We start from the raw sequence: 26511 nt of genomic DNA on the forward strand, positions 1-26511 counted from the left end.
CCGAGCGCACCTGTGCAAAGGAGAGACGGTGTTCACCGGAATTGTTGAGGAGCGCGGCGAGATCGTCGGCCGCGAGGACCTCGCAGAAGCCGCACGTTTCCGCATTCGCGGCCCCCTCGTGACGAGCGACGCGTCGTTCGGCGACTCGATCGCCGTCAACGGCGTGTGCCTGACCGTTGTTGAACTCGACGACGGAGCGTTCACCGTGGACGTGATGGCCGAGACGCTCCGCCGCAGCTCACTGGACAGTCTCGGCCCCGGCGCGACCGTCAACCTCGAACGGGCGATGGCCGCGGGTGGACGCTTCGGTGGACACATCGTTCAGGGCCACGTCGACGGCGTCGGCACCGTCGTGTCCATCTCGCCGTCCGAGAACTGGACCGTCGTCCGAATCGCCGTCCCAGCCGACCTCTCGCGCTACGTCGTCGAGAAGGGGTCGATCACGATCGACGGCATCTCGCTGACCGTCTCGTCGATCGGTCGCGGCGACGACCAGGGCGACTGGCTCGAAGTGTCTCTCATTCCGACGACTCTGTCGGAGACCACGCTGGGCATCACCGCGGCCGGTGCCCGAGTGAATCTTGAAGTCGATGTGATTGCGAAGTACGTCGAGCGCCTCACTGGCGCCGGCCGGGCAGAAGGACAGCAGTGATGAGCGAGCAGACCGAAGTGAAACTGGACTCGATCGACCGGGCCATCGCCGACATCGCGGCGGGCAAGGCCGTCGTCGTCGTCGACGACGAAGACCGCGAGAATGAAGGCGACCTGATCTTCGCCGCGGAGAAGGCGACGCCCGAACTGGTCGCCTTCATGGTCCGCTATACATCCGGCTACCTGTGCGTGCCGCTCGAAGGCGACGACTGCGACCGTCTCGGTCTGCCTCCGATGATCGCGCAGAACCAGGACCGCCACGGCACTGCGTACACGGTCACCGTTGACGCACGCGAAGGTGTCGGCACCGGTATCAGCGCCGCCGACCGCGCCACCACAATGGTTAAGCTGGCCGACCAGACGGCGCAGCCGCACGACTTCACGCGCCCTGGTCACGTGGTTCCGCTCCGCGCCCGCGAGGGCGGTGTGCTGCGTCGCCCCGGCCATACCGAGGCCGCTGTCGATCTGGCGAAGCTCGCCGGACTGTCGCCTGCGGGCGCCATCTGCGAGATCGTCAGTCAGAAGGACGAGGGCCACATGGCCCACGCTGAGGAACTGCGCGTCTTCGCCGACGAGCACGACCTCGCGATGATCTCCATCGCCGACCTGATCGCGTGGCGTCGCCGCAACGAGAAGCACGTCGAACGTGTCGCCGACGCGCGTATCCCCACCGTCCACGGTGTGTTTCGCGCGGTCGGCTACTCGAGCCCGTACGACGACGCCGAGCACGTGGCACTCGTCATGGGCGACGTCTCGGGTGAGGACGGCAAAGGTGAGGACGTCCTGGTCCGCGTCCACTCCGAATGCCTCACCGGCGACGTCTTCGGTTCGCTGCGCTGCGACTGCGGTCCGCAACTCGAAGCAGCGATGGCCATGGTCGCCGCCGAGGGCCGCGGCGTGGTCCTGTACATGCGCGGACATGAAGGACGCGGCATCGGCCTGATGCACAAGCTGCAGGCCTACCAACTGCAGGATGCGGGCCACGACACCGTCGATGCGAACCTCGAACTCGGGCTGCCGGCCGACGCGCGGGATTACGGTCTCGGTGCCCAGATCCTCGTGGATCTGGGTGTCCGCTCAATGCGGCTGTTGACCAACAACCCGGCCAAGCGCGTCGGACTCGACGGATACGGACTGCAGATCGTCGATCGTGTCCCTATGCCGTTGCGGGCCAATTCAGAGAACCTCCATTACCTCAAGACCAAGCGCGACCGGATGGGCCATATGCTCGAAGGACTGGACGACTTCGAAGGAGAGGGCACGCAGGCATGAGCGGCCACGGAGAACCCACACTCGACCTCGAGGACGCGAGCGGTCTGAAGGTCGCCATCGCCGCGTCCCAGTGGCATGAGACGATCTGCACCGCGCTGCTCGACGGTGCCGAGCGCGCGGCCACCGGTGCAGGCGTCACCGACCTGACCGTGGTGCGCGTGGCGGGCGCGATCGAACTGCCCGTGATCGTTCAGGCACTCGCGCGCACACACGACGTCGTCGTCGCGCTCGGCGTGGTCATCAAGGGCGGCACACCGCATTTCGAGTACGTGTGCGACGCCGTCACCGCAGGCCTCACCCGCGTGTCGCTCGACGAGGCGACTCCCGTCGGCAACGGAGTGCTCACGACGCTCGACGAGCAGCAGGCGCTCGACCGCTCCGGGCTCCCCGGATCGTCGGAGGACAAGGGCGCTCAGGCGATGACCGCCGCTATCGCATCTGCGCTCACTCTCCGGAAGCTGGCGTGAGTGCACTAGGAGCGCCGTCGACCGGGGCGGAGGAGTGGGACTACACGTACCACCCGCAGTGGTTGCGTAGGACCGGCCTGTGGGTGGCAGGCGTAGTCATCGCCATCCACCTCGTATTCGGGCTGCTCTTGGACATCTCGTACACGGGTGTCGGCGTTGAATGGTCCGACAAGATCGGTCTGATCGCGATAGGCCTGGTCATCGCGGGTGCCGTGCTGCTGGTCTTCCGTACCCGACTCCGCGTGGGCCCGGACGGAGTCGGCGTGCGCACCCTGGTCGGTGAAAGGATCTTCACCTGGGACGTGGTGCGAGGCCTCGAATACCCGGACAAGGGCTTCGCCGCGCGACTGCTCCTCCCGTCGGACGAGCACGTCCCGGTCCTGGCCGTCCAGTCGCGTGACGGAGACCGCGCCGTCGACGCGATGGAGACCTTCCGCGAGCTGTACACGAAGTACGGAACGGCATAACGCGCGAGCGTCGTGAATCTGACGACAGCCTTCGGCGTGGCGGTTGATGTGGACATGCGACGAGTCATCGCGCACAGAGCCGGAGCGGCTCGAAGTTCGACCGGGGTGGTAAAGGCAAAGCTCACGCTCAACGAGATCGGTGGCGCCTGGGCGTCGTGGCCGCTTCGCCGCATGTGAGAACGGTCGCGTTGGATGCCTCGACAGGTGCGTGTCGGGAGTCTGTCGGACCCGACGGCTAACCTGGAGACCGTGGCAGACCCGTCGACCTATCGCCCGGCTACGGGCGCGATCCCCACCGATCCGGGCGTCTACAAGTTCCGCGACGCACACCGGCGAGTGATCTATGTCGGCAAGGCGAAGAACCTCCGCTCTCGGCTGACGTCGTACTTCGCCGACATCACGGGTCTGCATCCGCGGACCCGGCAGATGGTCACGACAGCGGCGTCCGTCGAATGGACCGTCGTCGGCACCGAGGTCGAAGCCCTCCAGCTCGAATACAACTGGATCAAGGAGTTCGATCCGCGCTTCAACGTCCGCTACCGCGACGACAAGACGTATCCGATGCTCGCGGTGACGCTCAACGAGACGTACCCGCGAGTGTTCGTGTACCGAGGCGCGCGTAAGCCCGGTGTCCGCTACTTCGGGCCGTACGCGCACGCGTGGGCGATTCGCGAGACGGTCGACCTGTTGACCCGTGTGTTCCCGATCCGCACGTGCTCCACCGGGGTGTTCCGCCGCAATGAGCAGATGGGGCGCCCCTGTCTGCTCGGCTACATCGACAAATGCTCTGCGCCCTGTGTCGGACGGGTCGACGCCGACGAGCACCGAGCGATCGTCGATGATTTCTGCGACTTCCTCGCGGGCAAGACGGACGGACTCATCCGTCGACTCGAACGTGAGATGAACAGCGCGGCCGAAGAACTCGACTTCGAACGGGCGGCTCGTCTGCGCGACGACACGTCCGCACTGCGCCGTGCGATGGAGAAGCAGGCGGTGGTGCTCGGCAGCGGAACGGACGCCGACGTGATCGCCATGGTCGGCGACGAACTCGAATCGTCGGTGACGATCTTCCACGTCCGCGACGGACGAGTCCGCGGCGAACGGGGCTGGGTGGTCGAAGTACAGGAGAATGCGACGCTCGCCGAACAGGTCGAGTCGTTCCTCACCCAGTTCTACGGTGCCGAGTCGGACATGAGCTCGGGCATTCCACGCGAGGTCCTCGTCCCGGCGTTGCCCGACGACGTCGAACAGATGCAGGACTGGCTCACACAGCGGCGCGGCGCGCGAGTGGACGTCCGCGTCCCGCAGCGCGGTGACAAGCGGAACCTGATGACCACTGTCGAGCGCAACGCTTCCGATGCTCTCGCTCGCCATAAACTCCAGCGTGCGGGTGATCTGACGACCAGGTCGGCGGCACTGACGGAATTGCAGGAGCACCTCGGCCTCGACGTTGCTCCGTTGCGCATCGAATGCATCGACATCTCGCACGTTCAAGGCACCGACGTCGTCGCGTCGCTCGTCGTTTTCGAGGACGGACTGCCCCGCAAGTCCGACTATCGGCACTACGGCATCAAGGAGGCCGCTGGGGACGGTCGCTCGGACGACGTCGCATCGATCGCCGAGGTCACCCGCAGGCGATTCCTCCGACACCGCGGTGGTGAGGCGACACCGCCTCCGGTCGATGGGGATGAACCAGTTGCGATTCCGGGGAGCGAGGTCTCTGCGGAAGAGGGGAAGAAGCGCCGGTTCGCGTACCCGCCGAATCTGTTCGTCGTTGACGGCGGCGCGCCCCAGGTACACGCCGCCGCGGCAGTGCTCGAAGAACTCGGCGTCACCGACGTCGCGATCATCGGACTGGCCAAAAGACTCGAAGAAGTGTGGGTTCCGGGTGATGATGAGCCGGTGATTCTGCCACGCAACAGTGAAGCGCTCTTCCTGCTGCAGCGTGTGCGCGACGAGGCGCACCGCTTTGCGATCACCTTCCACCGCAGCAAACGGAGCAAGCGGATGACGGCGTCGGCCCTCGACGGGATCCCAGGGCTCGGGGCCACCCGCCGGACGGCGCTCGTGACCCACTTCGGATCGGTCGCCAACCTCAAGAAGGCGACGGTCGAGGAGATCTCGCAGGTACCGGGGATCGGTGCAACCACCGCGCAGTCAGTGCGCGACGCGCTCAGCGCAGACGAGTCGACAGCACGGACGAGTTGACAGCACGGACGAGTTGACAAAGGGAGGATGTGACCAGTGGTTGACAATCATGGATCGACGGGGGAGGGGCCGGCAACAGTCCTGTTCGTCGCCGGCATGTCCGGTGCGGGCCGGACGTCGGTGGCGAATGTTCTCGAGGACGACGGCTGGTACGTCTCGGACAACGTCCCGGTGTCGCTGATCGGGCAACTGATCGAGATGGTCCGAAGCGACGAGGTGGGAGCGCGCAAGATCGCGCTCGTCGTCAGGGCGGGCGATCCGCAGTTCAGTGAACAGATCGCGGAACTGCGCGACGACCTCGAAGCGGGTGGCGCCCGAACGTCCATCGTCTTCGTGGACGCGTCGGACGACGTTCTCGTGCGGCGGTTCGAACAGGTCCGGCGTAGGCATCCGCTGCAGGGAAACGGGACCCTCAGTGAGGGGATCGCCGCCGAACGCGCGATGCTCGCCGGAGTGCAGGCGACCGCGGGCACGGTGATCGACACGTCGAATCTGAGCTCCACTCGACTGCGCGCCATCGTCGAGAGCACCTTCCCGAACGTCGGCGGCACCGGTCTGACGGTGGCCGTTCAATCGTTCGGCTTCAAGTACGGACTGCCGATCGACTGCGACCTCGTCGTCGACGTCCGGTTCCTGCCCAACCCGTACTGGATTCCCGAGCTTCGCGAACACAACGGTCTCGACCCGCAGGTGCGCGATTACGTCCTCGGTCAGGAGGACGCACTCGAGTTCATCAACCGCTACGTCGACCTGGTCGGCATCGTCGCGCGCGGATACAAGCGAGAAGGCAAGGGCTACATGACGATCGGTGTCGGCTGCACCGGCGGCAAGCACCGCAGCGTTGCGATGTCGCAGCAGCTCGCTCGCCGACTCGAAGAGGCCTCCGACGACGACGGCTCACCGTTGTACAAGGTGCAGGTGACCAACCGCGACCTGGGACGCGAGTGACGGCGCCGATCCGCGCGGCTGCTCTCGGCGGCGGTCACGGCCTCTTCAACACCATCACCGCGCTGCGCTACCTCACGCGCGATGTGACCGCCATCGTGACCGTCGGCGACGACGGAGGGTCGTCGGGCCGACTCCGAAACGAACTCGGCGGCATTCCTCCCGGTGATCTCCGTATGGCGTTGGCGGCACTGATGGGGGCTCCCGCAGCGATCGATCACTGGACGGCGGTCGACCCGGCGGTGGCGCGACGTCACAAGCGGTGGGCGCGCATTCTGCAGCACCGACTCGGCGGGTACGGGGCACTCGCCGGTCACCCGGTCGGCAATCTGATGTTGGCCGGTGTCGAAGAACTCACCGGTGACGTGGTCGAGGCGCTGGACGCAATGGTCGACCTGTTCGGGATCGACGGTCGAGTTCTGCCGATGTCGACGGTTCCCCTCGTCATCGAGGCCGACGTGACCGGACTCGAATCGGATCCGCGAGTCAGTCGCGTGATCCGCGGGCAGGTCGCGGTGGCGACCACTCCCGGAACCGTCCGACGTGTGCGGGTCAATCCGTTCGAGCCGGTGGGATGCGACGAGGCCGCCGCCGCCATCATCGACGCAGATGTCGTCACGTTGGGCCCCGGATCGTGGTTCTCCAGCGTGATCCCACACGTTCTGGTCCCGTCCCAAGTCAGGGCGCTTCAATCGACGACCGCGCGGAAGGTTCTGTTCGTGAACCTCGCCAACGAGCCGGGAGAGACGACGGGCTTCTCGGTCGAACGGCACCTGCACGTCCTGCATGCGCACGCGGACACCGTCGGAGTCGACGATGTGGTCGTCGACGCGGCGTCGGTGCCCGCGGGCGCGGAGCGAGATCACCTTGTTCGAGCAGCGGCGTCGTTCGGCGCCCGCCTGGTGATCGCCGACCTCGCGGTGCCCGGAACTCACGAGCACGATCCGCGTAAGTCCGCGAACACTCTGAGTCGCCTGCTGAGTGACCACTCGGACCGGTAAGGTCGACGGCACTACGGTTGACGCCCCCGAGGTTTGCTCGAGGTGTGCTGTCAGTACCCTGGGGGAGATATCACTTTGTTTATAGGAGGCGTCGACACGTGGCGATGACCGGTGCGGTCAAGGACGAGCTGAGCAGGCTGGCGGTCACTCAGATCAGCTGTCGCAAGGCAGAGGTCTCAGCGCTTCTGCGGTTCGCCGGTGGCCTTCACATCCAACAGGGCCGGGTGGTCGTGGAAGCCGAGGTCGATCTCGGCAACGTCGCGCGGCGTCTCCGGCAGGAGATTCACGACTTGTTCGGATACGCCTCCGATGTGCATGTACTCCGATCGGGCGGTGCTCGAAAGGGTGCCAGATACATCGTTCGAGTCACGAAGGACGGTGAGGGCCTCGCCCGCCAGACCGGGCTCCTGGACATGCGGGGTCGCCCGGTCCGTGGACTGCCCGCTCAGGTGGTCGGTGGCAGCGTCGGCGATGCCGAAGCCGCGTGGCGTGGAGCGTTCCTCGCACATGGATCACTGACAGAGCCGGGACGTTCGTCCGCGCTCGAGGTGAGCTGTCCCGGGCCGGAGGCCGCGCTGGCGCTCGTCGGCGCCGCCCGCCGACTCGGTGTGACCGCGAAGGCGCGCGAAGTGCGCGGTGCGGATCGGGTGGTCATTCGAGACGGTGAGGCGATCGGGGCCCTGCTGACTCGGATGGGCGCCCACGACACCCGCCTCGTGTGGGAGGAGCGCCGGATGCGGCGTGAAGTGCGGGCCACGGCCAACCGTCTCGCCAACTTCGACGATGCGAACCTGCGTCGTTCGGCGCGGGCGGCCGTCGCGGCCGCAGCCCGAGTGGAACGCGCCCTCGAGATCCTCGGCGACGAGGTGCCCGATCATCTGGTCGCGGCCGGCTCGCTGCGCGTCCAGCACCGACAGGCGTCGTTGGAGGAACTCGGCCAGCTCGCCGATCCGCCGATGACAAAAGACGCAGTGGCGGGCCGCATCCGCCGTCTGCTGTCGATGGCCGACAAGAAGGCTCGAACAGAAGGTCTGCCCGATACCGAATCGGCCGTCACCGCCGACCTGATGGACGACGCGTAGGCGAATGCGTCGTGTCGTTCCCGTCGTCGGGCGGGGGCCAGACGGGACTGTGACTTGTCACCTTCTCGAGACCTTCTGGTGAACCACGAGTGGCGGACCACTAGGCTAGGGGCCAGCGGGTCGCGACACCCTCTCGACCCTTCACTCACCGCTTAAGGAGCACAACAGTGACTGTTCGCGTAGGCGTCAACGGCTTCGGCCGTATCGGCCGCAACTTCTTCCGTGCCGTGGATGCCCAGAGGGCCCTGGGCACCACCGACATCGAGATCGTCGCAGTCAACGATCTGACCGACAACGCGAGCCTCGCTCACCTGCTCAAGTACGACTCGATCCTCGGTCGTCTGCCCCACGACGTCTCCCTCGAAGGTGACGACGTCATCGTCGTCGGCGACCAGAAGATCAAGGCGCTGTCGCACCGCGGCCCGCTGTCGGAGCTGCCCTGGGGCGAGCTCGGCGTCGACGTCGTCGTCGAGTCGACCGGTATCTTCACCGACGCCGAGAAGGCCAAGGGCCACCTCGAAGCAGGCGCCAAGAAGGTCATCATCTCGGCTCCGGCCAAGGGCGAGGACATCACCATCGTGATGGGCGTCAACGACGACCAGTACGACGGCAGCCAGAACATCATCTCGAACGCGTCGTGCACCACCAACTGCCTCGGCCCGATCGCCAAGGTCCTCGACGACGAGTTCGGCATCGTCAAGGGTCTGATGACCACGGTCCACGCATACACTCAGGACCAGAACCTGCAGGACGGCCCGCACAGCGACCTCCGTCGTGCACGCGCCGCTGCTGTCAACGTGGTCCCCACGGGCACCGGAGCAGCGAAGGCCATCGGCCTGGTCCTCCCGCAGCTGCTCGGCAAGCTCGACGGCTACGCGTTGCGTGTCCCGATCCCCACCGGCTCGGCCACCGACCTCACCGCGAACCTGAAGAAGCCCGCGACCGTCGAAGAGATCAACGCCGCCATGAAGAAGGCTGCGGAAGGTCCCCTCAAGGGCATCCTGAAGTACACCGAGGACCCGATCGTGTCGTCGGACATCGTCACCGACCCGCACTCGTCGATCTTCGACGCCGGCCTGACCAAGGTCATCGACGACCAGGTCAAGATCGTCTCCTGGTACGACAACGAGTGGGGCTACTCGAACCGCCTCGTCGACCTCCTCGGCCTGGTCGGGAAGTCGCTGTAAACATGGCAGTGCGAACCCTCAAGGATCTCCTCGCCGACGGCGTCGAGGGCCGCGGAGTGCTGGTCCGCTCGGATCTGAACGTGCCGCTCGACGGCGGTCAGATCACCGATGCGGGCCGGATCATCGCCTCGGCGCCGACCATCCGTCAGCTGGTGGAGGCCGGAGCCAAGGTCATCGTGACCGCGCACCTCGGGCGCCCCAAGGGCGAGCCGGATCCCGCGCTGTCGCTGGCTCCGGTCGCCGCGCGTCTCGCCGAAGAGCTCGGACGCAATGTCCAGCTGGCCGGCGATGTCGTCGGAAGTGACGCCCTCGCTCGTGCCGAAGGTCTCACCGACGGTGACGTCCTCCTGCTCGAGAACATCCGCTTCGATCCCCGTGAGACCAGCAAGGACGACGCCGAGCGGGCACAGCTCGCTGCGGCACTCGTCGAGCTGGTCGGGGACGACGGTGCGTTCGTCTCTGACGGTTTCGGCGTGGTGCACCGCAAGCAGGCGTCGGTGTACGACGTCGCGAAGGTGCTCCCGGCGTATGCAGGCGACCTCGTCGCCACCGAGGTCGACGTCCTGGCGAAGATCACCGGCCGGGCGCCGGGCGCGGAGCAAGCGGGCCCGATCGACACCGTGGAGCACCCGTACGCGGTGGTTCTCGGAGGTTCGAAGGTGTCCGACAAGCTGGCCGTGATCGAAGCGCTCGCCCCCAAGGTCGACACCCTGGTGATCGGCGGCGGCATGGCGTTCACGTTCATCAAGGCGCAGGGGAGCCCGGTGGGCGATTCGCTCCTGCAGGCCGACATGATCGACACCTGCAAGGACCTGTTGGAGCGCTTCGGCGACGTGATTCACCTGCCGCACGACATCGTCGTGGCCGACAAGTTCGCACCCGACGCGCAGACGTCGATCGCGATGACGGCGGACGGTTTCACCGAGGGGATGGGCCTGGACATCGGTCCCGGCACCGTCGAGCGGTTCGCTGCCGTCCTCACCGGAGCCAAGACCGTGTTCTGGAACGGACCGTCGGGCGTCTTCGAGTTCGAGAAGTTCGCAGCGGGCACTCGCGGTGTCGCCGAGGCCATCGCCCAGGCCACCGCCAACGGTGCGTTCAGCGTGGTCGGCGGCGGCGACTCGGCTGCAGCCGTTCGTGCACTCGGACTGGCCGATGAGGCGTTCTCGCACATCTCGACAGGCGGCGGTGCGTCGCTGGAGTACCTGGAGGGCAAGGAACTCCCCGGCCTCTCCGTTCTGGAGGTGAACGCCTGATGGCAACATCGAATGGGCCCGCTCGCTCCGCTCCCGGCGCCCGCAAGCCGCTCATCGCGGGCAACTGGAAGTGCAATCTGAATCACCTCGAGGGCATCGCCCTGGTGCAGAAGATCGCCTTCGCTCTGCCGGAGAAGTACTTCGAGAAGGTCGACGTGACGGTGATTCCGCCGTTCACCGACATCCGCAGCGTCCAGACCGTAGTCGACGGCGACAAGCTCCTGCTCACCTACGGTGCGCAGGACGTCTCCGAGCACGATTCGGGTGCCTACACCGGTGAGATCAGCGGAGCGTTCCTCGCGAAGCTCGGCTGCACGTTCGCGGTCGTCGGGCACTCGGAGCGTCGTACGCTCCATGGAGAGTCGAACGATACCGTCCTGGCCAAGACCAAGGCGGCTCTCCGTCACGGTCTGACGCCGATCGTCTGCATCGGTGAGGGACTGGACGTCCGCGAAGCGGGCGACCACGTCGCGTACAACGTGGAGCAGATCAAGGCTTCGCTGGCCGGCTTGTCGGCCACCGACATCGCCAAGGTGGTCGTCGCGTACGAGCCGGTGTGGGCCATCGGCACCGGCCGAGTGGCCAGCGCTGACGACGCTCAAGAAGTGTGTGCCGCGGTGCGCGGTGCGCTTGCGGATCTCGCAGATCAGGCCACCGCGGACAGCGTTCGCGTCCTGTACGGCGGCAGCGTCAACGCCAAGAACGTCGGCGACATCGTCGGCAAGGCAGACGTCGACGGTGCACTCGTCGGCGGAGCGTCGCTCAAGGCTGACGAATTCGCTCAGTTGTCGGCGATCGCCGCGGGCGGGCCGCTCCTCTAAAACACCGATGGGCCGCTTCTCTGGTCGAAGCACCCATCACGTAGACTGTGGCAGGTCGTCCCCGCGCTGTCGGGGGCGGTCTGCCACACTACTTTTCCTCCACTGACAGGACAGACGACTCGTGACTCTCGCGCTCAACATCGGCCTGGTCATCTCCAGCCTCCTGCTGATCGTGCTCGTGCTCCTGCACCGCGCCAAGGGCGGCGGTCTGTCGTCCCTCTTCGGCGGCGGCGTGCAGTCGAGCCTCTCCGGCTCGTCGGTCGTCGAGAAGAACCTCGACCGCCTGACGGTGTTCGTCGGGCTGGTCTGGGTGATCCTGATCGTCGGAGTCGGCCTGAACATCAAGTTCGGCGGCTGACCCGCCTCATACGGCAGAGAGAGCCCGGTACGTCCTGATCGGACGTACCGGGCTCTTCGTGTGTCGACGCTTGTTCACGGGCTCGGTGCGGCGAGCGCGGTGAAGACCACCTCGGCGCGGAGTGTGAAACCGAGGTCTTCGTACAGCCGTCGGGCGGGGTTGTCCGCCGCGACATGGAGGAACGGGGTCGACCCGGACGCGACGATGTTCGCCGCTACATGACGGACCAGCGCGGACGCGAGACCCTGTCCGCGCACCGCTGGGTCGGTGCACACTGCACTGATCTCGGTCCATCCCGGCAGCGTGAGTCGTTCTCCGGCCATGGCGACGAGCGCTCCGTGCTGGCGGATGCCGAGATACGTGCCGAGTTCCACGGTCCGGGCCAGGAATGGGCCGGGTTCGGTCCGATTGATCAGATCGAGGATCTCCGGCACGTCTGCCGCGGTCAGCACGACGCTGCGCTCGTCACGGATCGGATCGACACGATCACCGACGTACTGAGCCCCTGCGCCCTCGAACGCGACTGACCAGCCGGTGGGCGGTGTTACTCCGCTCGGCGAACCGAATGCGACCACTCCGCCTGGTCCAACGAGAGCTGCGAGATCGGCCCAGTCGCCTGCGGTCGGATTCGGCGGGATCGCGGTGAAAGGGGAGACGTCCGGCGGATAACGCACAGCTCGACCGACTCGTTCGGCGAACCGGCTGTGCGGCCCGTTGAGCGCCGCGAAAGCGGGGTTGTCAAGAACACTCGTGTCGACTGCCGTCATCGCCGTGCCCACTCGTCGGCGAGCAGTTCGTACGAACGCACCCGCTCGGCGTGACCGTGGGTGATCGTGGTGATCACCAACTCGTCGGCATCGGTCGCGTCGCGCAGTCGTTCGAGATGGTCGGCGACCTCGACGGGTGTCCCGACGAATCGGGTGTCGACGCGGTCGGCGACAAGTGCCGCGTCGTCGGAGGTCCACGGGAGCGCTCGTGCCTGAGCGGGAGTCGGATACTCGATGGCACCTTGCAGAGTGCGGATGCTGCGCACCCACGGCCCGTAACCCTGTGCGAGCTCACCGGCCTCGTCGTGTGTCGGTGCGACGACGACGTCTGCCGAGACACTCACATACGGTCGGTCGAGGACATCGGACGGAACGAACGCCGCGCGGTACGCGTCGACCGCGTCGAGAACGGTCCCGGGGCTGACGTGATAGTTCGCGCCGAAGCGGAGACCGTTCGCACCGGCCACCGTGGCGCTCTCGCCCGCGCTCGAGCCGAGGATCCACACCTGCAGGTCCGCGCCCTCGCCGGGGACCACGTGAGCTTCTTGACCGATTTCATCGTGGAATGTGCCCGCGATGAGAGCGAGAATGTCGCCGACCTGCTCGGTGTAATCTTGCGCGGTTGCGCCGGGCAACTGCAGAAGGCGCTGGATCAAGCCGATCCGAGGACTGCCGAGAAGACTCGCGAAGGAGAACGGCTCGGGAACACGCAGACCGTTCTCGGTCCGTCCGTTGACGACAGTCCGCGCTGGTGGAGCTGTCGTCGCCAGCACCTTCGGAGGTTTGCCGCCGGATCTGCCGAGTCCGAGATCGATGCGCCCCGGATGCAGGGCGTCGAGCAGGCCGAACTCCTCGACGGTGGACAAGGCTGTTCGGTGGCCGAGCTGCACCGCGGCGGTGCCGATGCGGATCGTCGACGTCGCTGCCGCCGTCAACGCCAACACCACCGCGGGTGACGTCCCAGCGACCCCCGGATTCAGATGATGTTCCGCGAACCAGTAGCGGCGGTAGCCGAACTCTTCGGACCGCTGTGCGAGGTCGATCGAGTTGCGCAGGGCGTCGGCCGCGGTCGATCCCGTTGAGATCGGCACCAGGTCGAGGACGGACAGGTTGGTGGTGGTCATGATGCGGCCTCTCGGCTGGTAGTCGGCTCGGGGCGGGTGAGGCCGAGGTGGTCACGCAGGGTCGTGCCTTCATAGTCGGTCCGGTAGACGCCCCGCTCCTGCAGGATCGGAATCACCTGGTCGACGAACGGGGTGAGGCCTCCCGGCGTGATGTGGGGCGCGAGGATGACGCCGTCTGCGGCGTCTGACTGCACAAGTTCGTTCAATTGGTCGGCGACGGTCTTCGGTGAGCCGACGAGTCCGCCGCGATGGAAGGCCTTTGCGACGACCTCCCGGGCAGAGAGCCCTTCCGCGGCCGCGATGGCCCGCCATTGCTCTGCTACCGCTGTGGCTTCGCGCCCGAGCATCCGGACGCTCGCGCGCCCCTTCGACACCGTGGACTCGCCTTCGACCGGATCGAACGACGGGAACGGCCCGTCTGCGTCGAAGTCGGGCAGCGCAACGTTCCAGACCTGTTCGATGAATCGGGTGGCGGTGGCCGCAGACACTTGCGCGAGGCGAACCTCGGCTGCGGCGTCGGCGGCTTCCGCGTCGGTGTCGCCGAGCACGAAGGTCACCGCGGGGAGGATCAGCAGTTCGTCGTGCCTGCGGCCGTACTTGGCCAGCCGTCGCTTCACATCGGTGTAGAACTTCGTGCCCGAATCGAGGTCGCCGTGTCGGGAGAAGATCGCGTCGGCCTGAGCCGCGGCGAATTCGCGTCCTGCGTCGGAGTCGCCGGCCTGGAAGATGACCGGTCGACCTTGCGGGGAACGCGGCACATTGAATCGTCCTTCGATATCGAAGAACCGGTCGCGGTAGGCGTACGCACCAGCGTCGCCGCGACCGAGGAACCGTCCCGCTCCGCGGTCGGCGACCACGTCGTCGTCGTGCCATGAGTCCCACAGCGTCTGCGCGGCGGACAGGAACGACTCGGCGCGACCGTACCGGTCCTCTTCGGCGAGGAAACCCCCGCGGCGGAAGTTCTCTCCGGTGAACTCGTCCCAGCTGGTGACGACATTCCAGGCCGCTCGACCTGCAGACAAGTGGTCGAGTGAAGCGAACTGGCGGGCCACTTCGTAGGGTTCGTTGAACGTCGAATTGATGGTGCCGGCAAGGCCGAGGCGATCAGTGACGGCGGCGAGTGCCGACAGGATCGTGAAGGTGTCGGGACGGCCCACGACGTCCAGGTCGTAGATCTCGCCGTTCTGCTCACGAAGGCGGAGGCCCTCGGCGAGGAAGAGGAAGTCGAACTTGCCGCGCTCGGCCTCCTGCGCGAACGTGCGGAAGCTGTCGAATTCTATGTGACTGCCCGCTTCAGGGTGGCTCCACACGGTGGTGTTGTTGACGCCGGGGAAGTGCGCGGCGATGTGGATCTGCTTGAGGGGACGCGAGCGTGAGGGCTCAGAGTGTGCGGCGGTGGACATGAGGTCTCCTTCTAGGATTGTGCGGTCGCGTAGCGGTTCGCCGGGCGCGACAATCCCAGCAGCCCTCGCAGGGTCGACGACTTCGGGTACGCGGACCGGAACACGCCGCGCCGCTGAAGCTCGGGGACGAGATCGTCGACGATCCGGTCCAGATCGGTCGGGAGTGTCCCGGGCCGTAGACGGAAGCCGCTGAGCCCTGCCGACTGGCGCTCGATCAGCAGATCGGCGAGACCGGCCGCCGTGCCGATGAACACGGGAGCGTCGCTGCGGAACGACGCTCCGGCGACGTCGTCGAGCCGAGCGACGCGGTCGTGCGCTTCGTCCTCGGTGTCGTCGAGGAACACGACGAGGTCGGCGAACACGTGGATCGTTTCGTCGCCGCGGCCCGCCGCCGCTGCGGCGGCGCGGATCGAGGCGACACTGTCGACGGCCTGGGCCTGGGTGTGCGGGGTGATCAGTCCGATGTCGGCGGATTCGCCGATGAGCTCCAGTCCGCGCGGCAGATGAGCGAGAGCGACGACCGGCGGCTGCCCCTGCGGTGGCCGAGGGGTGATCGACGGTCCTTTCACCGAGAAGTTCGGACTCTCGAAGTCGATGTAGTGCAGTTTGTGCCGGTCGATGAATCGGCCGGTCGCGATGTCACGGATCTCGGCGTCGTCCTCCCAGCTGTCCCAGAGACGGCGGACGACCTCGACGTAGTCGGCGGCCTCCGCGAACAGCGTCGACTCCGCGGCGGCGAATTCGTCGGCGCCGATGTCGGTGATGCGGACATCGGGGATCTGCCGTCGACCGACGTTGCCGTTCGCGTGTGGCGTCGCGGCGACCTGAACCCGCAGACCGGCTCGGCCGCTGCTCACATAGTCGAGAGTGGCGACTGCCTTGGACAGGTGGAATGGTTCGGTGTGGGTGACGACAGCTGTCGGCACGAAGCCGACGGACGCCGTCGCCGGGGCGACGCGTGCGGCGATCTCGACCGCGTCCAATCGTCCGCGAACCTGGTCTGTGCGTTCGTCGGGGGAGAACGGGTCCGCGGACTGGACGGTCAGGGCGTCTTCGATGGTGACGAAGTCGAGCAGTCCCCGTTCGGCGGTCCTGGCGAGATCGATCCAGTACGCGGCGTCGAACAGGTCGGCCGGTCGGGCCTGCGACTCGCGCCATGCGGCGGGATGCCAGCCTGCGCCGTCGAGGGCGACGGCGAGATGCAAGTGATCAGTCATGGTGTGGGCTCCTCGTGTGCGTCGGAACGTCGACGCGTCAGAAAGTCGTAGGGGGATTGAGCTCGGAGCGCTCGATCTTGTTGCCTGGGACCTGCCACTTGTCGAAGATCTTCTGGTAGTCGCCGGTCGTGATGAGTTCGTTGACGGCGTCGACGATCGCGGGTGCGATGGGCGAGCCCTTCGCAGAGATGAAGCCCACCGGCGACTTGTAGATCTCGCCGAGATACCGCGTGTGGGGGATCCTCGACTCTGCATACTGCAGGGCGAGCGACGGCCCGAAGTAGAGGTCGAGCTTGCCGTTCTGCAGCCCGAGGGTGATCGGTGCGGAGTCGGTGAAGTATTGGACGGTCCAGTCGGGCTTGCCGATCTTCTTGCACGCGTCGGCGTTCTGTTCGAGCAGAGTCTGGAACGACGATCCCGGCGCGGTGCCGATCCGGTACCCGCAGGCGTCGCTGATCTGAGTGAACTTGTCCTGTGTCACCTTCTCGGTGCCGAGGAACCCTTGTCCGTCGGTGACGAAGGTCGCGAAGTCGACGACCTTCTCCCGGTCCTTCGTCACACTGAAGTTGGCCTGGCCGACCTGGTAGCGGCCGTTCTGAATGCCGGGCAGGATCGACGGGAACGTTCCGTACTGGTAGTCGGCGGTGAGGCCGAGCACCTTTGCGACGGCGTCGGTGAGGTCGCGGTGGAGACCGACGGGCCGGCCGTCGACCTCACCGCCGATGGGCAGGGATGCGAGTCCGGGAGTCTTGATGGTCCCGATGGTGAGCTTGCCGGATGCGCGAACGTCGGCGGGCAGCTTCGCCGCGATGGTGTCGACCTTCGTGATGCCGGACACGACGTCTTGCGTGGGCACGGCGGGTGCGGTGCCGCCAGCATCGGTGCTCGGGTCGTCGGACGAGCCGCAGGCGGTCAGGGTGATGGATGCGGCCGCGAGAAGGGCCGTCGTAGCCGCAGCGAAGCGGACCGAGCGGCGGCGGGAACGTGATGTGGGCATGGTGGAGCCTTTCGAGGAGGGGGGAGTAGGGGAGACGGGTGGGGTTCAGAGAACGGCCGACACGAAGGACCGGGTCCGTTCGTTGGCTGGTGAGAGGAGCACGTCGTCGGGCGGCCCGGACTCGACGATCGTCCCGTCCTCGAGGAACACGACGGTGTCGGCGACCTCTCGGGCGAAGCCCAGTTCGTGAGTGACGATCAGCATCGTCATGCCATCGGCGGCGAGGTCGCGGATCACCGACAACACCTCTCCCACGAGCTCGGGGTCGAGTGCACTGGTCGGCTCGTCGAACAGCATCAGGCTCGGCCGTTGTGCCAGGGCCCGGGCGATCGCGACGCGCTGTTGCTGACCGCCCGACAGCTGGCGCGGGTACGAGTCTTCGCGCCCGGCGAGCCCGACCCTCTCGAGCAGTTCCGAAGCATGACGCAGCGCATCGCGTCGCGACTGGCCTGCGGCGACGGGACCTTCGATGATGTTCTGGGCCACGGTTCGGTGTCCGAACAGGTTGAACTGTTGGAAGACCATTCCGATTCGCGCCCGCTGTGCTGCGATCTCGCGAGACGGACGTTCGCGGAGGCGTCCACCGACGTGCCGATATCCGATGATGTCGCCGTCGACCTCGACGAATCCCGCGTCGGGTTTCTCGATGTGATTCACGGTGCGGAGCAGTGTCGACTTGCCCGATCCCGACGGACCGAGGAGCACCGTGACTTCGCCTTCGTTGACGTCGAGGTCGATGCCCCGCAACGCCGGGTGTGCTCCGAACGATTTGGTGAGTCCACGCACGCGGACCAGCGGGCGGCTCATGCCCTGCCTCCAACGGTGCGGCTCTGAAGAGTGCCGAACAGTGGCAGGTTGTCGCGGAACGTTTGAGCGAACGACGACGGCTGCTGTCGACGACGGCCGCGGTTGTAGTGGCGTTCGACGAAGTACTGGCCGATCGACAAGATGGTCGTGAGGATGATGTACCAGACCGTCGCTACCAGGAGCAGCGGGATGACGAGGTAATTCTGCTGGTAGATGAGCTGGGTCGAGTACAAGAGATCCTCGACTGCGATCACGCTCACGATGGATGTGGCTTTCAGCAGTCCGATCAACAGGTTTCCGGTCGACGGGACGATGGCGGGCATGGCTTGCGGCAGCACGATCCGCCAGAAGATCCGACCCCGGTTCAGGCCGATCGACTGCGCAGCTTCGGTCTGGCCCTCCTCTACCGACAGCAGTCCGCCGCGAACGATCTCGGCGGAGAACGCAGCGACGTCGAGTGTCAGAGCGATGAACGCCGCGACCACCCCGGTGATGAGCGTGGCCGTGTCGAATGTGACGAAGCTCGGACCGAACGGGACGCCGATCGAGAGTTGGGGGAACAGCGACGCCAATTGGAACCAGAACAACAGCTGGACGAGGGGCGGGACAGACCTGATCAGCCAGACGTATCCGAAACTGATCGACGACAGGACCGGACTCGATGAGAGCCGCATCGCTGCCAGCAGGACGCCGAGCACGAAGCCCACGACCATGGTCGCGGCCGTCAGCCACAGGGTCAGCCAGAGGCCGTTGAGGACAGACGAACTCGCGAAGTAGTCACCGACGACGTCCCACTGGAATCGGTCGTTGGTGACGAGCGTGTGCACGAACATCGCGGTCAGCACGAGCACAACGCCGGTGCCGACCCACTGCCACGGATGGCGTGCGCCGACTACCGGCGCGGCGAGGAGATCATCGTCGCCCGGACGGCTCACGGGGCCGACCGATCCGGGAGACGACGGGGATATGACAGCAGTCACGGGGGAGTCCTTACTGGGTTTTGCGCTTACCGAAGCGCAGGGAGCGCACGGTCGGGTTCTCACCTGGAGCACCCCGCCGCAGAGTGGAGGGTTGCCGGCCAGCAAGCCAGGGCTTGTCGCTGACGCTCGTAACCGGATACGACCGTAAGCCGAGAGCGGACGAAGACGGAGACTAAGGCGCACGCTGAGTCGAATAGCTGCCGGATCCTCAGTCGCAGAGGTACATTCGCCGTGGTCTCCATTCCGTGCCGGCGAGCGGGAACGCGCGTAACTTGAGGACATGACACCCGAGCCGCATCACGATTCCGAAGCGATCGCGCGGGCGATCGCAACGCCGATGGTCGACCGGATTCGCGTCGACGACACTGGCCGATCGGCCACCGAACCACTCCGTGACGACATCCGCTTCCTCGGCGGACTGCTCGGCGAGGTGATCAGATCCCAGGCCGGAGACGACGTGTTCGACCTGGTCGAGGACTCGCGGAGGGATGCGTTCGGCATCCGCTACCAGGACGTGTCCCGCGATGAACTCGCGGAGCGGTACACCGGCAGAGACGTGTCGGAACTGATGCCGGTGGTCCGGGCGTTCACCAACTTCGCACTGTTGGCCAACCTCGCCGAAGACCTTCACCGCGAGCGACGGCGACGGATTCATCTGATCGCCGGGGACCCGCCGCAGGCATCGTCGCTCGGAGCGACGTTCGCCCGACTTGCCGCTGCCGGTCTGGAGGACGAGCGTGTGCATCGGTTGATCGCCGACGCCAACGTGGTCCCCGTGATCACCGCTCATCCGACCGAGACTCGCCGCAAGAGTGTGTTCGACGCGCAGAACCGCATCAACGAACTCATGCGAGTCCGCGGGCGGACCGAATTGACCGCCGACGAGGAGTCGACGATCACTCGGGAGATCTCCCGCCACATCCTGATGCTGTGGCAGACGGCGCTCATCAGGATGCGACGCCTGACGATCAGTGATGAGATCACCACCGGCCTCCGCTACTACGGCGCCTCCTTCTTCGACGTGATCCCGTCGTTGAACAACGACGTCAGGAGATCGCTGCAGGCGACGTTCCCCAGCGCACGACTCGACACGTCGATCATCACGATGGGCTCGTGGATCGGTGGAGACCGCGACGGCAACCCATTCGTCACCGGCGACATCGTGACCGAGGCGACATCGGCGGCCGCGGCCACCGCCATGCGGCACCACCTGGACGAGCTGACCGCCCTGCATCAAGAGCTCAGCATGTCGGTGCGCCTGATCAGTGGAGTGACCGACGAACTGACGGACCTCGGAGCGGGGTACGCGCCCGAGACCCCGGACGGCGTGGACGACGAGCCGTTCCGGTCGGCCGTGACCGCGGTCAGGTCACGGCTGCTGGCGCGGGCGGTCGTCACTCTCGGCGACGACGTCGTGGCGCCTGCCGACCGACCTCTCGCGGCAGAAGCGGAGCCGTACGCCGACGCGGCGGAGTTCCTGGCCGACCTCGACGTGATCGACGCCGCCCTGCGGGCGGTCGTTGACGACGCCATCGCCGACGACCGTCTCGCGGCTCTCCGCGAGGCGGTCCGCACCTTCGGGTTCCACCTGTCGGGGCTGGACATGCGGCAGAACTCCGAGACACACGAAGAAGTGGTCGGCGAACTGCTCGCGTGGGCCGGGGTGTGCGACGACTACGCGTCTCTCGACGAGCACGACAGAGTCGCGGTGCTGACCGCTGAACTCACCTCCCGCAGGCCTCTGACCAGTCTGGACGCGCGACTCAGCGACCTCGCAGTGAAGGAGCTGGGCGTTGTGCACGCGGCCGCGGCCGCGGTCGAGCGCTTCGGACCGAAGGCAGTGCCGGTGTACATCATCAGCATGTGCCAGTCCGTCTCGGACATGTTGGAGGCGATGATCCTCCTCAAGGAGGCCGGTCTGTACGATGCGGGCGACGGATCACCGGCGTGCAGCGTGCGAGTGGTTCCACTGTTCGAGACCATCGAGGACCTCCAGGCCGGCGCGGGCATCCTCACATCCGCGTTGGGCGTGCCGTTCTACCGCGAACTCATCCGGTCCCAAGGTGATGTCCACGAAGTGATGCTCGGTTACTCCGACTCCAACAAGGACGGCGGCTACCTGGCGGCCAACTGGGCGTTGTACCGCGGTGAGCTCGATCTGGTGGACGCGGCGCGCACCGCAGGAATCCGGCTCCGGCTCTTCCACGGCAGGGGCGGAACCGTCGGCCGGGGCGGAGGCCCGAGCTACGACGCGATCCTCGCGCAGCCCCCGGGAGCGGTGCAGGGATCGCTGCGGCTCACCGAGCAGGGCGAGATCATCGCCGCGAAGTACGCCGAACCGGTCCGGGCTCGCCGCAATCTCGAGTCGCTGGTCGCCGCGACACTCGAATCATCCTTGCTCGACGTCGAGGGCCTCGGCGACGAGTCAGCCGAGGCCTACCGAGTGTTCGATGAGCTCGCCGCGTCCGCACGCGCCGCCTACTCGCGACTGGTGCACGACACGCCGGGGTTCGTCGAGTACTTCACCGCGTCGACACCGCTGTCGGAGATCGGCGCTCTGAACATCGGAAGCCGCCCTACGTCGCGGAAGCAGACCACGGCGATCTCCGACCTGCGGGCGATTCCGTGGGTGCTGTCGTGGACCCAGTGCCGGGTGATGCTGCCGGGCTGGTACGGAACGGGAACCGCGTTCGCCGAGTGGATCGGCGACGACCCCGATCGCCTCGCTGTGCTCGCCGACTACTACCGCAGGTGGCCGTTCTTCCGTTCGGTGATGTCGAACATGGCTCAGGTTCTCGCGAAGAGCGACATGGGCTTGGCCTACCGGTACGCGCAGTTGGTACCCGACGTCGAACTCCGCGAGCGAGTCTTCACGATGATCGTCGACGAGCACGAGAGGACCATCGCGATGTGCTCGGCGATCACCGGCACCGACGATCTCCTCGCCGACAACGACGCGCTGAAGCGGTCAGTTGTGAACCGCTTCCCGTACCTCGAACCGCTCAATCTGCTGCAGGTGGAACTGCTTCAACGATTCCGCGCAGGTGACGATTCGCCACAGATCCGGCGGGCCATCCAACTCACCATGAACGGACTCGCCACCGCGCTTCGCAACAGCGGTTAGGCGGTGATCCGCGAGAACCTACAGCCGGGAGGCGGCGGCGGGATCGAGGAACCAGACGGTGCCGTCGGTCCCGCTCGCGCCCGCGCACGGCCAGTCCTCACGTGACGCGCCGTTGTGTGCGGCAGCGACGGCTTCGGCCTTCTCCGCTCCCGACACCAGGAACCACACCTCACGCGAGGCGTTGATCACCGGGAACGTCAACGTCAACCGTGCAGGCGGCGGCTTCGGCGAGTCGGTGACGGCCACCACGGGCTGAACGTTCTCGGCCGTCGCATCCGTGTGCGGGAACAGCGAGTTGACGTGGCCTTCGCCGCCCATGCCGAGAAGGTGAACGTCGAAGACGGTGTCGTCGCCGATGAGACGAGCGTAGTCGCGCGCGGCGGCGGCGATGTCGTCGCCGAACTCTCCGTCGGACGGCGCCATGACGTGCACGCGCGACGGATCGACGGCCACGTGATTGAGGAGCGCGTCGAAGGCCTGCCCGGAGTTGCGTTCCGGATGTGTTGCGGGGACGAACCGGTCGTCGCCCCAGTAGATCTCGACACGTGACCAGCAGATGTCGCCGGAGTCAGCGGCGAGTGCCTTGAGCAGGCCGATGCCGTTGCTCCCGCCCGTCAACGCGACGGAGGCGATGCCACGCGCCTCCTGTGCACGGACCACGAGATCGACGAACCGAGCTCGTGCCGTCTCGATCAGTTCGGTCGACGATTCGAAGACCAGGGTCTCGGGGGTGGTCACAGCGTCTCCTCGTATTCGACTGCGGGCAGACCATGAAGGGCCGCCTCGTACACTTCATCGGCGTCGAGGCTGCGGAGCTCTTCCGCGAGGCACTCGGCGGTGGTGCGACGTGCGAACGCTGCTCTGCCGTCGGGGTGGCCGGTGCTGCGCAGCACGCCGCCTCCGGACTCGTCGACAGACACCTCCAGTTCGCCGTTCTCCCGCAGGAGCCGGACCCCGAGATGGCCAGGTTTGCGCACGACACGCGTTTTGAGCGCATGAGCAAGCCAGCCCGCGAAGATGTCGAGGCCCGGCATGTCGAACGGTCCGCTGACCTCGGCGGACAGGACGCGGGTGTGCGGAGGACGGTCGAGTGCCGAGACCAGCATCGCGCGCCACGGCGTGATCGCCGACCACGACAGGTCGGTGTCGCCGGGGTGGTAGCCGGCGCGCCTTGCGAGGAGAAACGCGCCCGGATCCGACGACTGGCGGGCATCTGTGATGCGTCGGGAGGCGAGACGGCCGAGGCGGTCCCTCGACGGATCCTCCGGAGCGCGTCCCGGCCACCACGTGACAACGGGAGTGTCGGGCAGCAGGAACGGCATCACCACCGCATGGGGATGTTCCGCGAGTGGTCCCGACAATGTCAGGAGAACAACCTCCGACGCGCCCGCGTCGCCGCCTACCCGGATCTGAGCGTCCAGCCGGGCCTCGACGTCTCGATCGGCGCGGCAGACGACGATCACGCGGCACGGGTGCTCACGGCTGGCGGCGTTCGAAGCGGACACCGCGGCTTCGGTGTCATCGGTCGCGTCGACGTCGATGATCAGAGTGAGGACACGGCCCAATGTGACGGCCCCGCCGCTGCTTCGCATACGGACCAGCTTCTTGCTGATCTCGGTGGTGTCGGTGTTCGGCAGATCAACGATCATCGGGCTTCCCTCGCGTCCTGCACTGTCACGGTCGCCTCCAGATGCGGCCGGTCCGGCTCATCATCTCGTCGGCCGACGACGGGCCCCATGTGCCCGACTCGTACTCGTCTGGTGTTCCCGACGCCGCCCACTCGGCCAGAACCGGGTCGAGGATGTCCCAACTCAACTCCACCTCCTCGTTGACGGGGAAGAGTGACGGTTCGCCGAGGAGGACGTCGAGCAGCAAGCGCTCATACGCCTCGGGTGAAGACACGGTGAACGCGCCGCCGTAACTGAAGTCCATGTTGACGTCGCGGACCTCCATTCCGCTGCCCGGCACCTTCGATCCGAAACGCAGAGTGACGCCTTCGTCCGGCTGTACTCGGATGACCAGAGCGTTCTGTCCGAGTTCAGCCGTCATCGTGTCGTCGAAAGGCAGATGCGGCGCTCGCTTGAAGACGAGCGCGATCTCGGTGACCCGTCGGCCGAGACGTTTGCCCGTGCGCAGGTAGAACGGGACGCCCGCCCACCGGCGGGTGTCGACTTCGAGGGCGATGGCCGCGAAGGTCTCGGTGGTCGAGTCGGCGGCGAAACCGTCCTCTTCCTTCAGCCCGACGACCTGTTCAGATCCCTGCCAACCCGGACCGTATTGTCCGCGCGCGGAATTGTCCGAGATCGGGAGGATGTTTCGGGTCGACTGCAGGACCTTGATCTTCTCGGTCTGCAGGTGTCTCGGCGAGAACGACACCGGCTCCTCCATGGCGACGAGCGCGAGGAGCTGCAGCAGGTGGTTCTGAATGACGTCTCGGGCCGCGCCGATGCCGTCGTAGTACCCGGCCCGACCGCCGAGACCGATGTCCTCGGCCATCGTGATCTGGACATGGTCCACGTAGTGGGAACTCCACAGCGGATCGAACAGCTGGTTCGCGAAGCGCAGAGCCAGAATGTTCTGGACCGTCTCCTTGCCGAGATAGTGGTCGATGCGGAACACCGACTCCTCGGGGAACACGCTGTTCACGAGTTCGTTCAGGCCGACCGCGGATTCGTGGTCGTGACCGAACGGCTTCTCGATCACGACTCGACGCCAACTGTCGCCCGAGGGGTCGGCCATGCCCGTCCGTCGGAGCTGGCTCAGCACGACGGGGAAGGCCTTCGGCGGGATCGACAGGTAATACGCATGATTGCCGTCGGTCCCGCGGGACGCGTCGAGATCGGCGAGAGTCCGCTGCAGTTCGGCGAATGCCTCGTCGTCCTCGAACGAGCCGGCGACGAACCGAATGCCCTCGGCCAGTCGATCCCACACCTCCTCGCGGAACCCGGTGCGGCAGTTGGCCTCCACTGCTTCGCGAACCAGGGTGGTGAAGTCCTTGTCGGCCCAGTCGCGACGGGCGAAACCGACGAGGGCGAAGCTCGGGGGAAGGAGCCCACGATTCGCGAGGTCGTAGATCGCGGGCATCAGCTTGCGACGGGCGAGGTCGCCCGTCACACCGAAGATCACCAGCGCCGACGGCCCCGCGATTCGCGGCAGACGACGGTCGTGCGGATCCCGCAGGGGATTGGTCCACTCGGGTTTCACCGCACGCGGCATTCTCGCCCCTTCGCCTGTCGTATCCGTATGTTCCTCTAGCGGGCCGCGTCGAGCTGCTGCGCTGTCGCCGTCAGCAGCTCGTCCCAGGCCTGCTCGAACTTCTCGACTCCCTCGGTCTCGAGGACCGCGAACACGTCGTCGAGGTCCACTCCGACACCCTGCAGCGCAGTGAACACGGCGCGGGAGCTGCCCTCGAGGCCGACGATCGACTCGGTGTTGACCCAACCGTGGTCGGCATATGCCTCGAGCGTCTTGCCGGGAACAGTGTTGACGGTGTTCGGCGCCACCAGTTCGCTGACGTACAGGGTGTCCGGGTAGTCGGCGTTCTTGGTGCCGGTGGACGCCCACAGCGGACGCTGGGGGAGAGCGCCGTGTGCCTGGAGGTCCGGGAAGCGGGTCTCGGTCTCGAAGACCTCCTGGTACGCGGCGTACGCGAGGCGTGCATTCGCCAGACCAGCCTTGCCGCGCAGCTCGAGTGCCTCGGGGGTGCCGATGGCATTCAAGCGATTGTCGATCTCCGAGTCGACACGCGAGACGAAGAACGATGCGACCGACGCGATCTTGCCTGCGTCGTGCCCGTTGCGGAGGGCGCGGTCGAGGCCGTCCAGGTACGCGTCCATCACCTCGCGGTAGCGCTCCACCGAGAAGATCAGGGTCACGTTGACGCTGATGCCCTGCGCGATCACGTCGGCGATCGCCGGAACGCCTGCCGCCGTGGCCGGGATCTTGATCAGCACGTTGGGCCGGTCGACGAGCTTCCAGAGCTCGGCGGCCTGCTCGACCGTCTCCGCAGTCTTGTTCGCAAGACGGGGATCGACCTCGATCGACACGCGGCCGTCGAGACCGTCGGTGGCCTCGAAGATCGGTGCGAACACGTCGCAGGCATTGCGGACGTCGTCGGTGGTGATCGCGGTGATCGCCTTGTCGACGTCGGCGCCTTCGCGGGCGAGCTGGGTGATCTGCGCCGAGTAGACACCGGCGTCGGACGAGATCGCGTTCTGGAAGATCGCGGGGTTCGTCGTGACGCCGACGATCGATCGGGTGTCGATCTGCTCCTGGAGACCGCCCGAGGAGATGAGTCCCCGAGACAAGTCGTCGAGCCACACCGAGACGCCTGCCTCGGACAATGCGGCGAGATTGCTGTTCTGGGTCATGATCTGT

Annotated in this window: 24 protein-coding genes and 1 riboswitch; of the genes, 13 read left to right on the top strand and 11 right to left on the bottom strand. The window is 66.4% G+C overall.

The annotated features are described in order from the left end of the window. Nucleotides 1-28: 28 nt before the first annotated feature. The 12 genes from JVX90_RS07605 (at nucleotide 29) to secG (ending at nucleotide 11715) form a co-directional block, all read left to right on the top strand. Complete coding sequence (locus tag JVX90_RS07605) at nucleotides 29-652, top strand: riboflavin synthase (RefSeq protein WP_205331759.1); 624 nt, start codon at nucleotides 29-31, stop codon at nucleotides 650-652. Further along, the gene (locus tag JVX90_RS07610; protein WP_205331760.1) at nucleotides 652-1923 is read left to right on the top strand and encodes a bifunctional 3,4-dihydroxy-2-butanone-4-phosphate synthase/GTP cyclohydrolase II; all 1272 of its coding nucleotides are present in this window, start codon (nucleotides 652-654) and stop codon (nucleotides 1921-1923) included. Before JVX90_RS07605 ends, JVX90_RS07610 begins: the two co-directional genes overlap by 1 nt. After that, nucleotides 1920-2390, top strand: a complete 471-nt coding sequence (gene ribH / locus JVX90_RS07615; RefSeq protein WP_205331761.1) for a 6,7-dimethyl-8-ribityllumazine synthase — start codon at nucleotides 1920-1922, stop codon at nucleotides 2388-2390. Before JVX90_RS07610 ends, ribH begins: the two co-directional genes overlap by 4 nt. Beyond that, nucleotides 2387-2857, top strand: a complete 471-nt coding sequence (locus tag JVX90_RS07620; protein ID WP_205331762.1) for a PH domain-containing protein — start codon at nucleotides 2387-2389, stop codon at nucleotides 2855-2857. Before ribH ends, JVX90_RS07620 begins: the two co-directional genes overlap by 4 nt. A gap of 249 nt (nucleotides 2858-3106) precedes the next feature. After that, nucleotides 3107-5065 (top strand): excinuclease ABC subunit UvrC, encoded by a 1959-nt coding sequence (uvrC, locus tag JVX90_RS07625; RefSeq protein ID WP_205331763.1) that lies wholly within the window; start codon nucleotides 3107-3109, stop codon nucleotides 5063-5065. A 36-nt stretch (nucleotides 5066-5101) separates the two neighbouring features. Next, on the top strand, nucleotides 5102-6013 hold the full coding sequence (gene rapZ, locus JVX90_RS07630; RefSeq protein ID WP_205331764.1) for an RNase adapter RapZ: 912 nt from the start codon (nucleotides 5102-5104) through the stop codon (nucleotides 6011-6013). After that, a complete protein-coding gene (gene yvcK, locus JVX90_RS07635; protein ID WP_205331765.1) occupies nucleotides 6010-7011 on the top strand; it encodes a uridine diphosphate-N-acetylglucosamine-binding protein YvcK in 1002 nt (333 codons plus the stop codon). The genes rapZ and yvcK overlap by 4 nt, the downstream gene beginning before the upstream one ends. Before the next feature lie 104 nt (nucleotides 7012-7115). Continuing rightward, a complete protein-coding gene (gene whiA / locus JVX90_RS07640) occupies nucleotides 7116-8093 on the top strand; it encodes a DNA-binding protein WhiA (RefSeq protein WP_174316864.1) in 978 nt (325 codons plus the stop codon). Between the two features lie 167 nt (nucleotides 8094-8260). After that, nucleotides 8261-9280 carry a type I glyceraldehyde-3-phosphate dehydrogenase gene (gene gap, locus JVX90_RS07645; RefSeq protein WP_205331766.1) on the top strand — a complete coding sequence of 340 codons (1020 nt, stop codon included), beginning with the start codon at nucleotides 8261-8263 and terminating at the stop codon, nucleotides 9278-9280. A gap of 2 nt (nucleotides 9281-9282) precedes the next feature. Then, nucleotides 9283-10536, top strand: a complete 1254-nt coding sequence (locus JVX90_RS07650) for a phosphoglycerate kinase (protein WP_205331767.1) — start codon at nucleotides 9283-9285, stop codon at nucleotides 10534-10536. Continuing rightward, complete coding sequence (tpiA, locus tag JVX90_RS07655; protein ID WP_205331768.1) at nucleotides 10536-11357, top strand: triose-phosphate isomerase; 822 nt, start codon at nucleotides 10536-10538, stop codon at nucleotides 11355-11357. Before JVX90_RS07650 ends, tpiA begins: the two co-directional genes overlap by 1 nt. Nucleotides 11358-11478: 121 nt before the next feature. Beyond that, a complete protein-coding gene (gene secG / locus JVX90_RS07660) occupies nucleotides 11479-11715 on the top strand; it encodes a preprotein translocase subunit SecG (protein WP_205331769.1) in 237 nt (78 codons plus the stop codon). A gap of 74 nt (nucleotides 11716-11789) precedes the next feature. Here secG and JVX90_RS07665 read toward each other — a convergent pair whose 3' ends face one another. The 7 genes from JVX90_RS07665 to JVX90_RS07695 are packed head-to-tail and all read right to left on the bottom strand — an operon-like array spanning nucleotide 11790 to nucleotide 19010. After that, entirely contained in the window at nucleotides 11790-12482 is a 693-nt protein-coding gene (locus JVX90_RS07665; protein WP_205331770.1) for a GNAT family N-acetyltransferase, read from the bottom strand. Then, complete coding sequence (locus JVX90_RS07670) at nucleotides 12479-13606, bottom strand: LLM class flavin-dependent oxidoreductase (protein WP_205331771.1); 1128 nt, start codon at nucleotides 13604-13606, stop codon at nucleotides 12479-12481. Before JVX90_RS07670 ends, JVX90_RS07665 begins: the two co-directional genes overlap by 4 nt. Further along, nucleotides 13603-15009 (bottom strand): NtaA/DmoA family FMN-dependent monooxygenase, encoded by a 1407-nt coding sequence (locus tag JVX90_RS07675; RefSeq protein ID WP_205331772.1) that lies wholly within the window; start codon nucleotides 15007-15009, stop codon nucleotides 13603-13605. The genes JVX90_RS07670 and JVX90_RS07675 overlap by 4 nt, the downstream gene beginning before the upstream one ends. An 11-nt stretch (nucleotides 15010-15020) precedes the next feature. After that, nucleotides 15021-16226, bottom strand: coding sequence for an LLM class flavin-dependent oxidoreductase (locus JVX90_RS07680; protein ID WP_205331773.1), 1206 nt, complete (start codon nucleotides 16224-16226; stop codon nucleotides 15021-15023). 37 nt (nucleotides 16227-16263) lie between these two features. Next, the gene (locus JVX90_RS07685; RefSeq protein WP_205331774.1) at nucleotides 16264-17223 is read right to left on the bottom strand and encodes a transporter substrate-binding domain-containing protein; all 960 of its coding nucleotides are present in this window, start codon (nucleotides 17221-17223) and stop codon (nucleotides 16264-16266) included. A gap of 45 nt (nucleotides 17224-17268) precedes the next feature. After that, nucleotides 17269-18030 (bottom strand): amino acid ABC transporter ATP-binding protein, encoded by a 762-nt coding sequence (locus JVX90_RS07690; protein ID WP_275889948.1) that lies wholly within the window; start codon nucleotides 18028-18030, stop codon nucleotides 17269-17271. Continuing rightward, nucleotides 18027-19010, bottom strand: a complete 984-nt coding sequence (locus JVX90_RS07695; protein WP_205331775.1) for an amino acid ABC transporter permease — start codon at nucleotides 19008-19010, stop codon at nucleotides 18027-18029. Before JVX90_RS07695 ends, JVX90_RS07690 begins: the two co-directional genes overlap by 4 nt. A gap of 17 nt (nucleotides 19011-19027) precedes the next feature. Further along, a riboswitch (SAM riboswitch) is annotated at nucleotides 19028-19144 on the bottom strand. Nucleotides 19145-19290: 146 nt separating this feature from the next. Here JVX90_RS07695 and ppc point away from each other — a divergent pair. Further along, entirely contained in the window at nucleotides 19291-22134 is a 2844-nt protein-coding gene (gene ppc, locus JVX90_RS07700; RefSeq protein WP_205331776.1) for a phosphoenolpyruvate carboxylase, read from the top strand. 18 nt (nucleotides 22135-22152) lie between these two features. Here the strand turns inward: ppc and pgl are convergent, their stop codons facing one another. From pgl to tal, 4 genes are read right to left on the bottom strand one after another with little or no spacing between them, the layout of a single operon-like run. Beyond that, on the bottom strand, nucleotides 22153-22872 hold the full coding sequence (gene pgl, locus JVX90_RS07705; RefSeq protein ID WP_205331777.1) for a 6-phosphogluconolactonase: 720 nt from the start codon (nucleotides 22870-22872) through the stop codon (nucleotides 22153-22155). Then, entirely contained in the window at nucleotides 22869-23783 is a 915-nt protein-coding gene (locus JVX90_RS07710) for a glucose-6-phosphate dehydrogenase assembly protein OpcA (protein ID WP_205331778.1), read from the bottom strand. The genes pgl and JVX90_RS07710 overlap by 4 nt, the downstream gene beginning before the upstream one ends. A gap of 25 nt (nucleotides 23784-23808) precedes the next feature. Next, nucleotides 23809-25350 (bottom strand): glucose-6-phosphate dehydrogenase, encoded by a 1542-nt coding sequence (zwf, locus tag JVX90_RS07715; protein WP_205331779.1) that lies wholly within the window; start codon nucleotides 25348-25350, stop codon nucleotides 23809-23811. A 35-nt stretch (nucleotides 25351-25385) separates the two neighbouring features. Beyond that, entirely contained in the window at nucleotides 25386-26504 is a 1119-nt protein-coding gene (gene tal / locus JVX90_RS07720) for a transaldolase (protein WP_205331780.1), read from the bottom strand. Nucleotides 26505-26511 lie beyond the last annotated feature (7 nt).

It is taken from the genome of Gordonia sp. PDNC005, from assembly GCF_016919385.1.
Classification (GTDB): domain Bacteria; phylum Actinomycetota; class Actinomycetes; order Mycobacteriales; family Mycobacteriaceae; genus Gordonia.

Bases quoted from the DNA above. Each gene is read 5' to 3' on its own strand.
- JVX90_RS07610 (WP_205331760.1), top strand. From the start codon at position 652: ATGAGCGAGCAGACCGAAGTGAAACTGGACTCGATCGACCGGGCCATC.
- ribH (WP_205331761.1), top strand. From the start codon at position 1,920: ATGAGCGGCCACGGAGAACCCACACTCGACCTCGAGGACGCGAGCGGT.
- whiA (WP_174316864.1), top strand. From the start codon at position 7,116: ATGACCGGTGCGGTCAAGGACGAGCTGAGCAGGCTGGCGGTCACTCAG.
- JVX90_RS07650 (WP_205331767.1), top strand. From the start codon at position 9,283: ATGGCAGTGCGAACCCTCAAGGATCTCCTCGCCGACGGCGTCGAGGGC.
- tpiA (WP_205331768.1), top strand. From the start codon at position 10,536: ATGGCAACATCGAATGGGCCCGCTCGCTCCGCTCCCGGCGCCCGCAAG.
- JVX90_RS07665 (WP_205331770.1), bottom strand. From the start codon at position 12,482: ATGACGGCAGTCGACACGAGTGTTCTTGACAACCCCGCTTTCGCGGCG.
- JVX90_RS07670 (WP_205331771.1), bottom strand. From the start codon at position 13,606: ATGACCACCACCAACCTGTCCGTCCTCGACCTGGTGCCGATCTCAACG.
- JVX90_RS07675 (WP_205331772.1), bottom strand. From the start codon at position 15,009: ATGTCCACCGCCGCACACTCTGAGCCCTCACGCTCGCGTCCCCTCAAG.
- JVX90_RS07680 (WP_205331773.1), bottom strand. From the start codon at position 16,226: ATGACTGATCACTTGCATCTCGCCGTCGCCCTCGACGGCGCAGGCTGG.
- JVX90_RS07685 (WP_205331774.1), bottom strand. From the start codon at position 17,223: ATGCCCACATCACGTTCCCGCCGCCGCTCGGTCCGCTTCGCTGCGGCT.
- JVX90_RS07690 (WP_275889948.1), bottom strand. From the start codon at position 18,030: ATGAGCCGCCCGCTGGTCCGCGTGCGTGGACTCACCAAATCGTTCGGA.
- ppc (WP_205331776.1), top strand. From the start codon at position 19,291: ATGACACCCGAGCCGCATCACGATTCCGAAGCGATCGCGCGGGCGATC.
- JVX90_RS07710 (WP_205331778.1), bottom strand. From the start codon at position 23,783: ATGATCGTTGATCTGCCGAACACCGACACCACCGAGATCAGCAAGAAG.
- zwf (WP_205331779.1), bottom strand. From the start codon at position 25,350: ATGCCGCGTGCGGTGAAACCCGAGTGGACCAATCCCCTGCGGGATCCG.
- tal (WP_205331780.1), bottom strand. From the start codon at position 26,504: ATGACCCAGAACAGCAATCTCGCCGCATTGTCCGAGGCAGGCGTCTCG.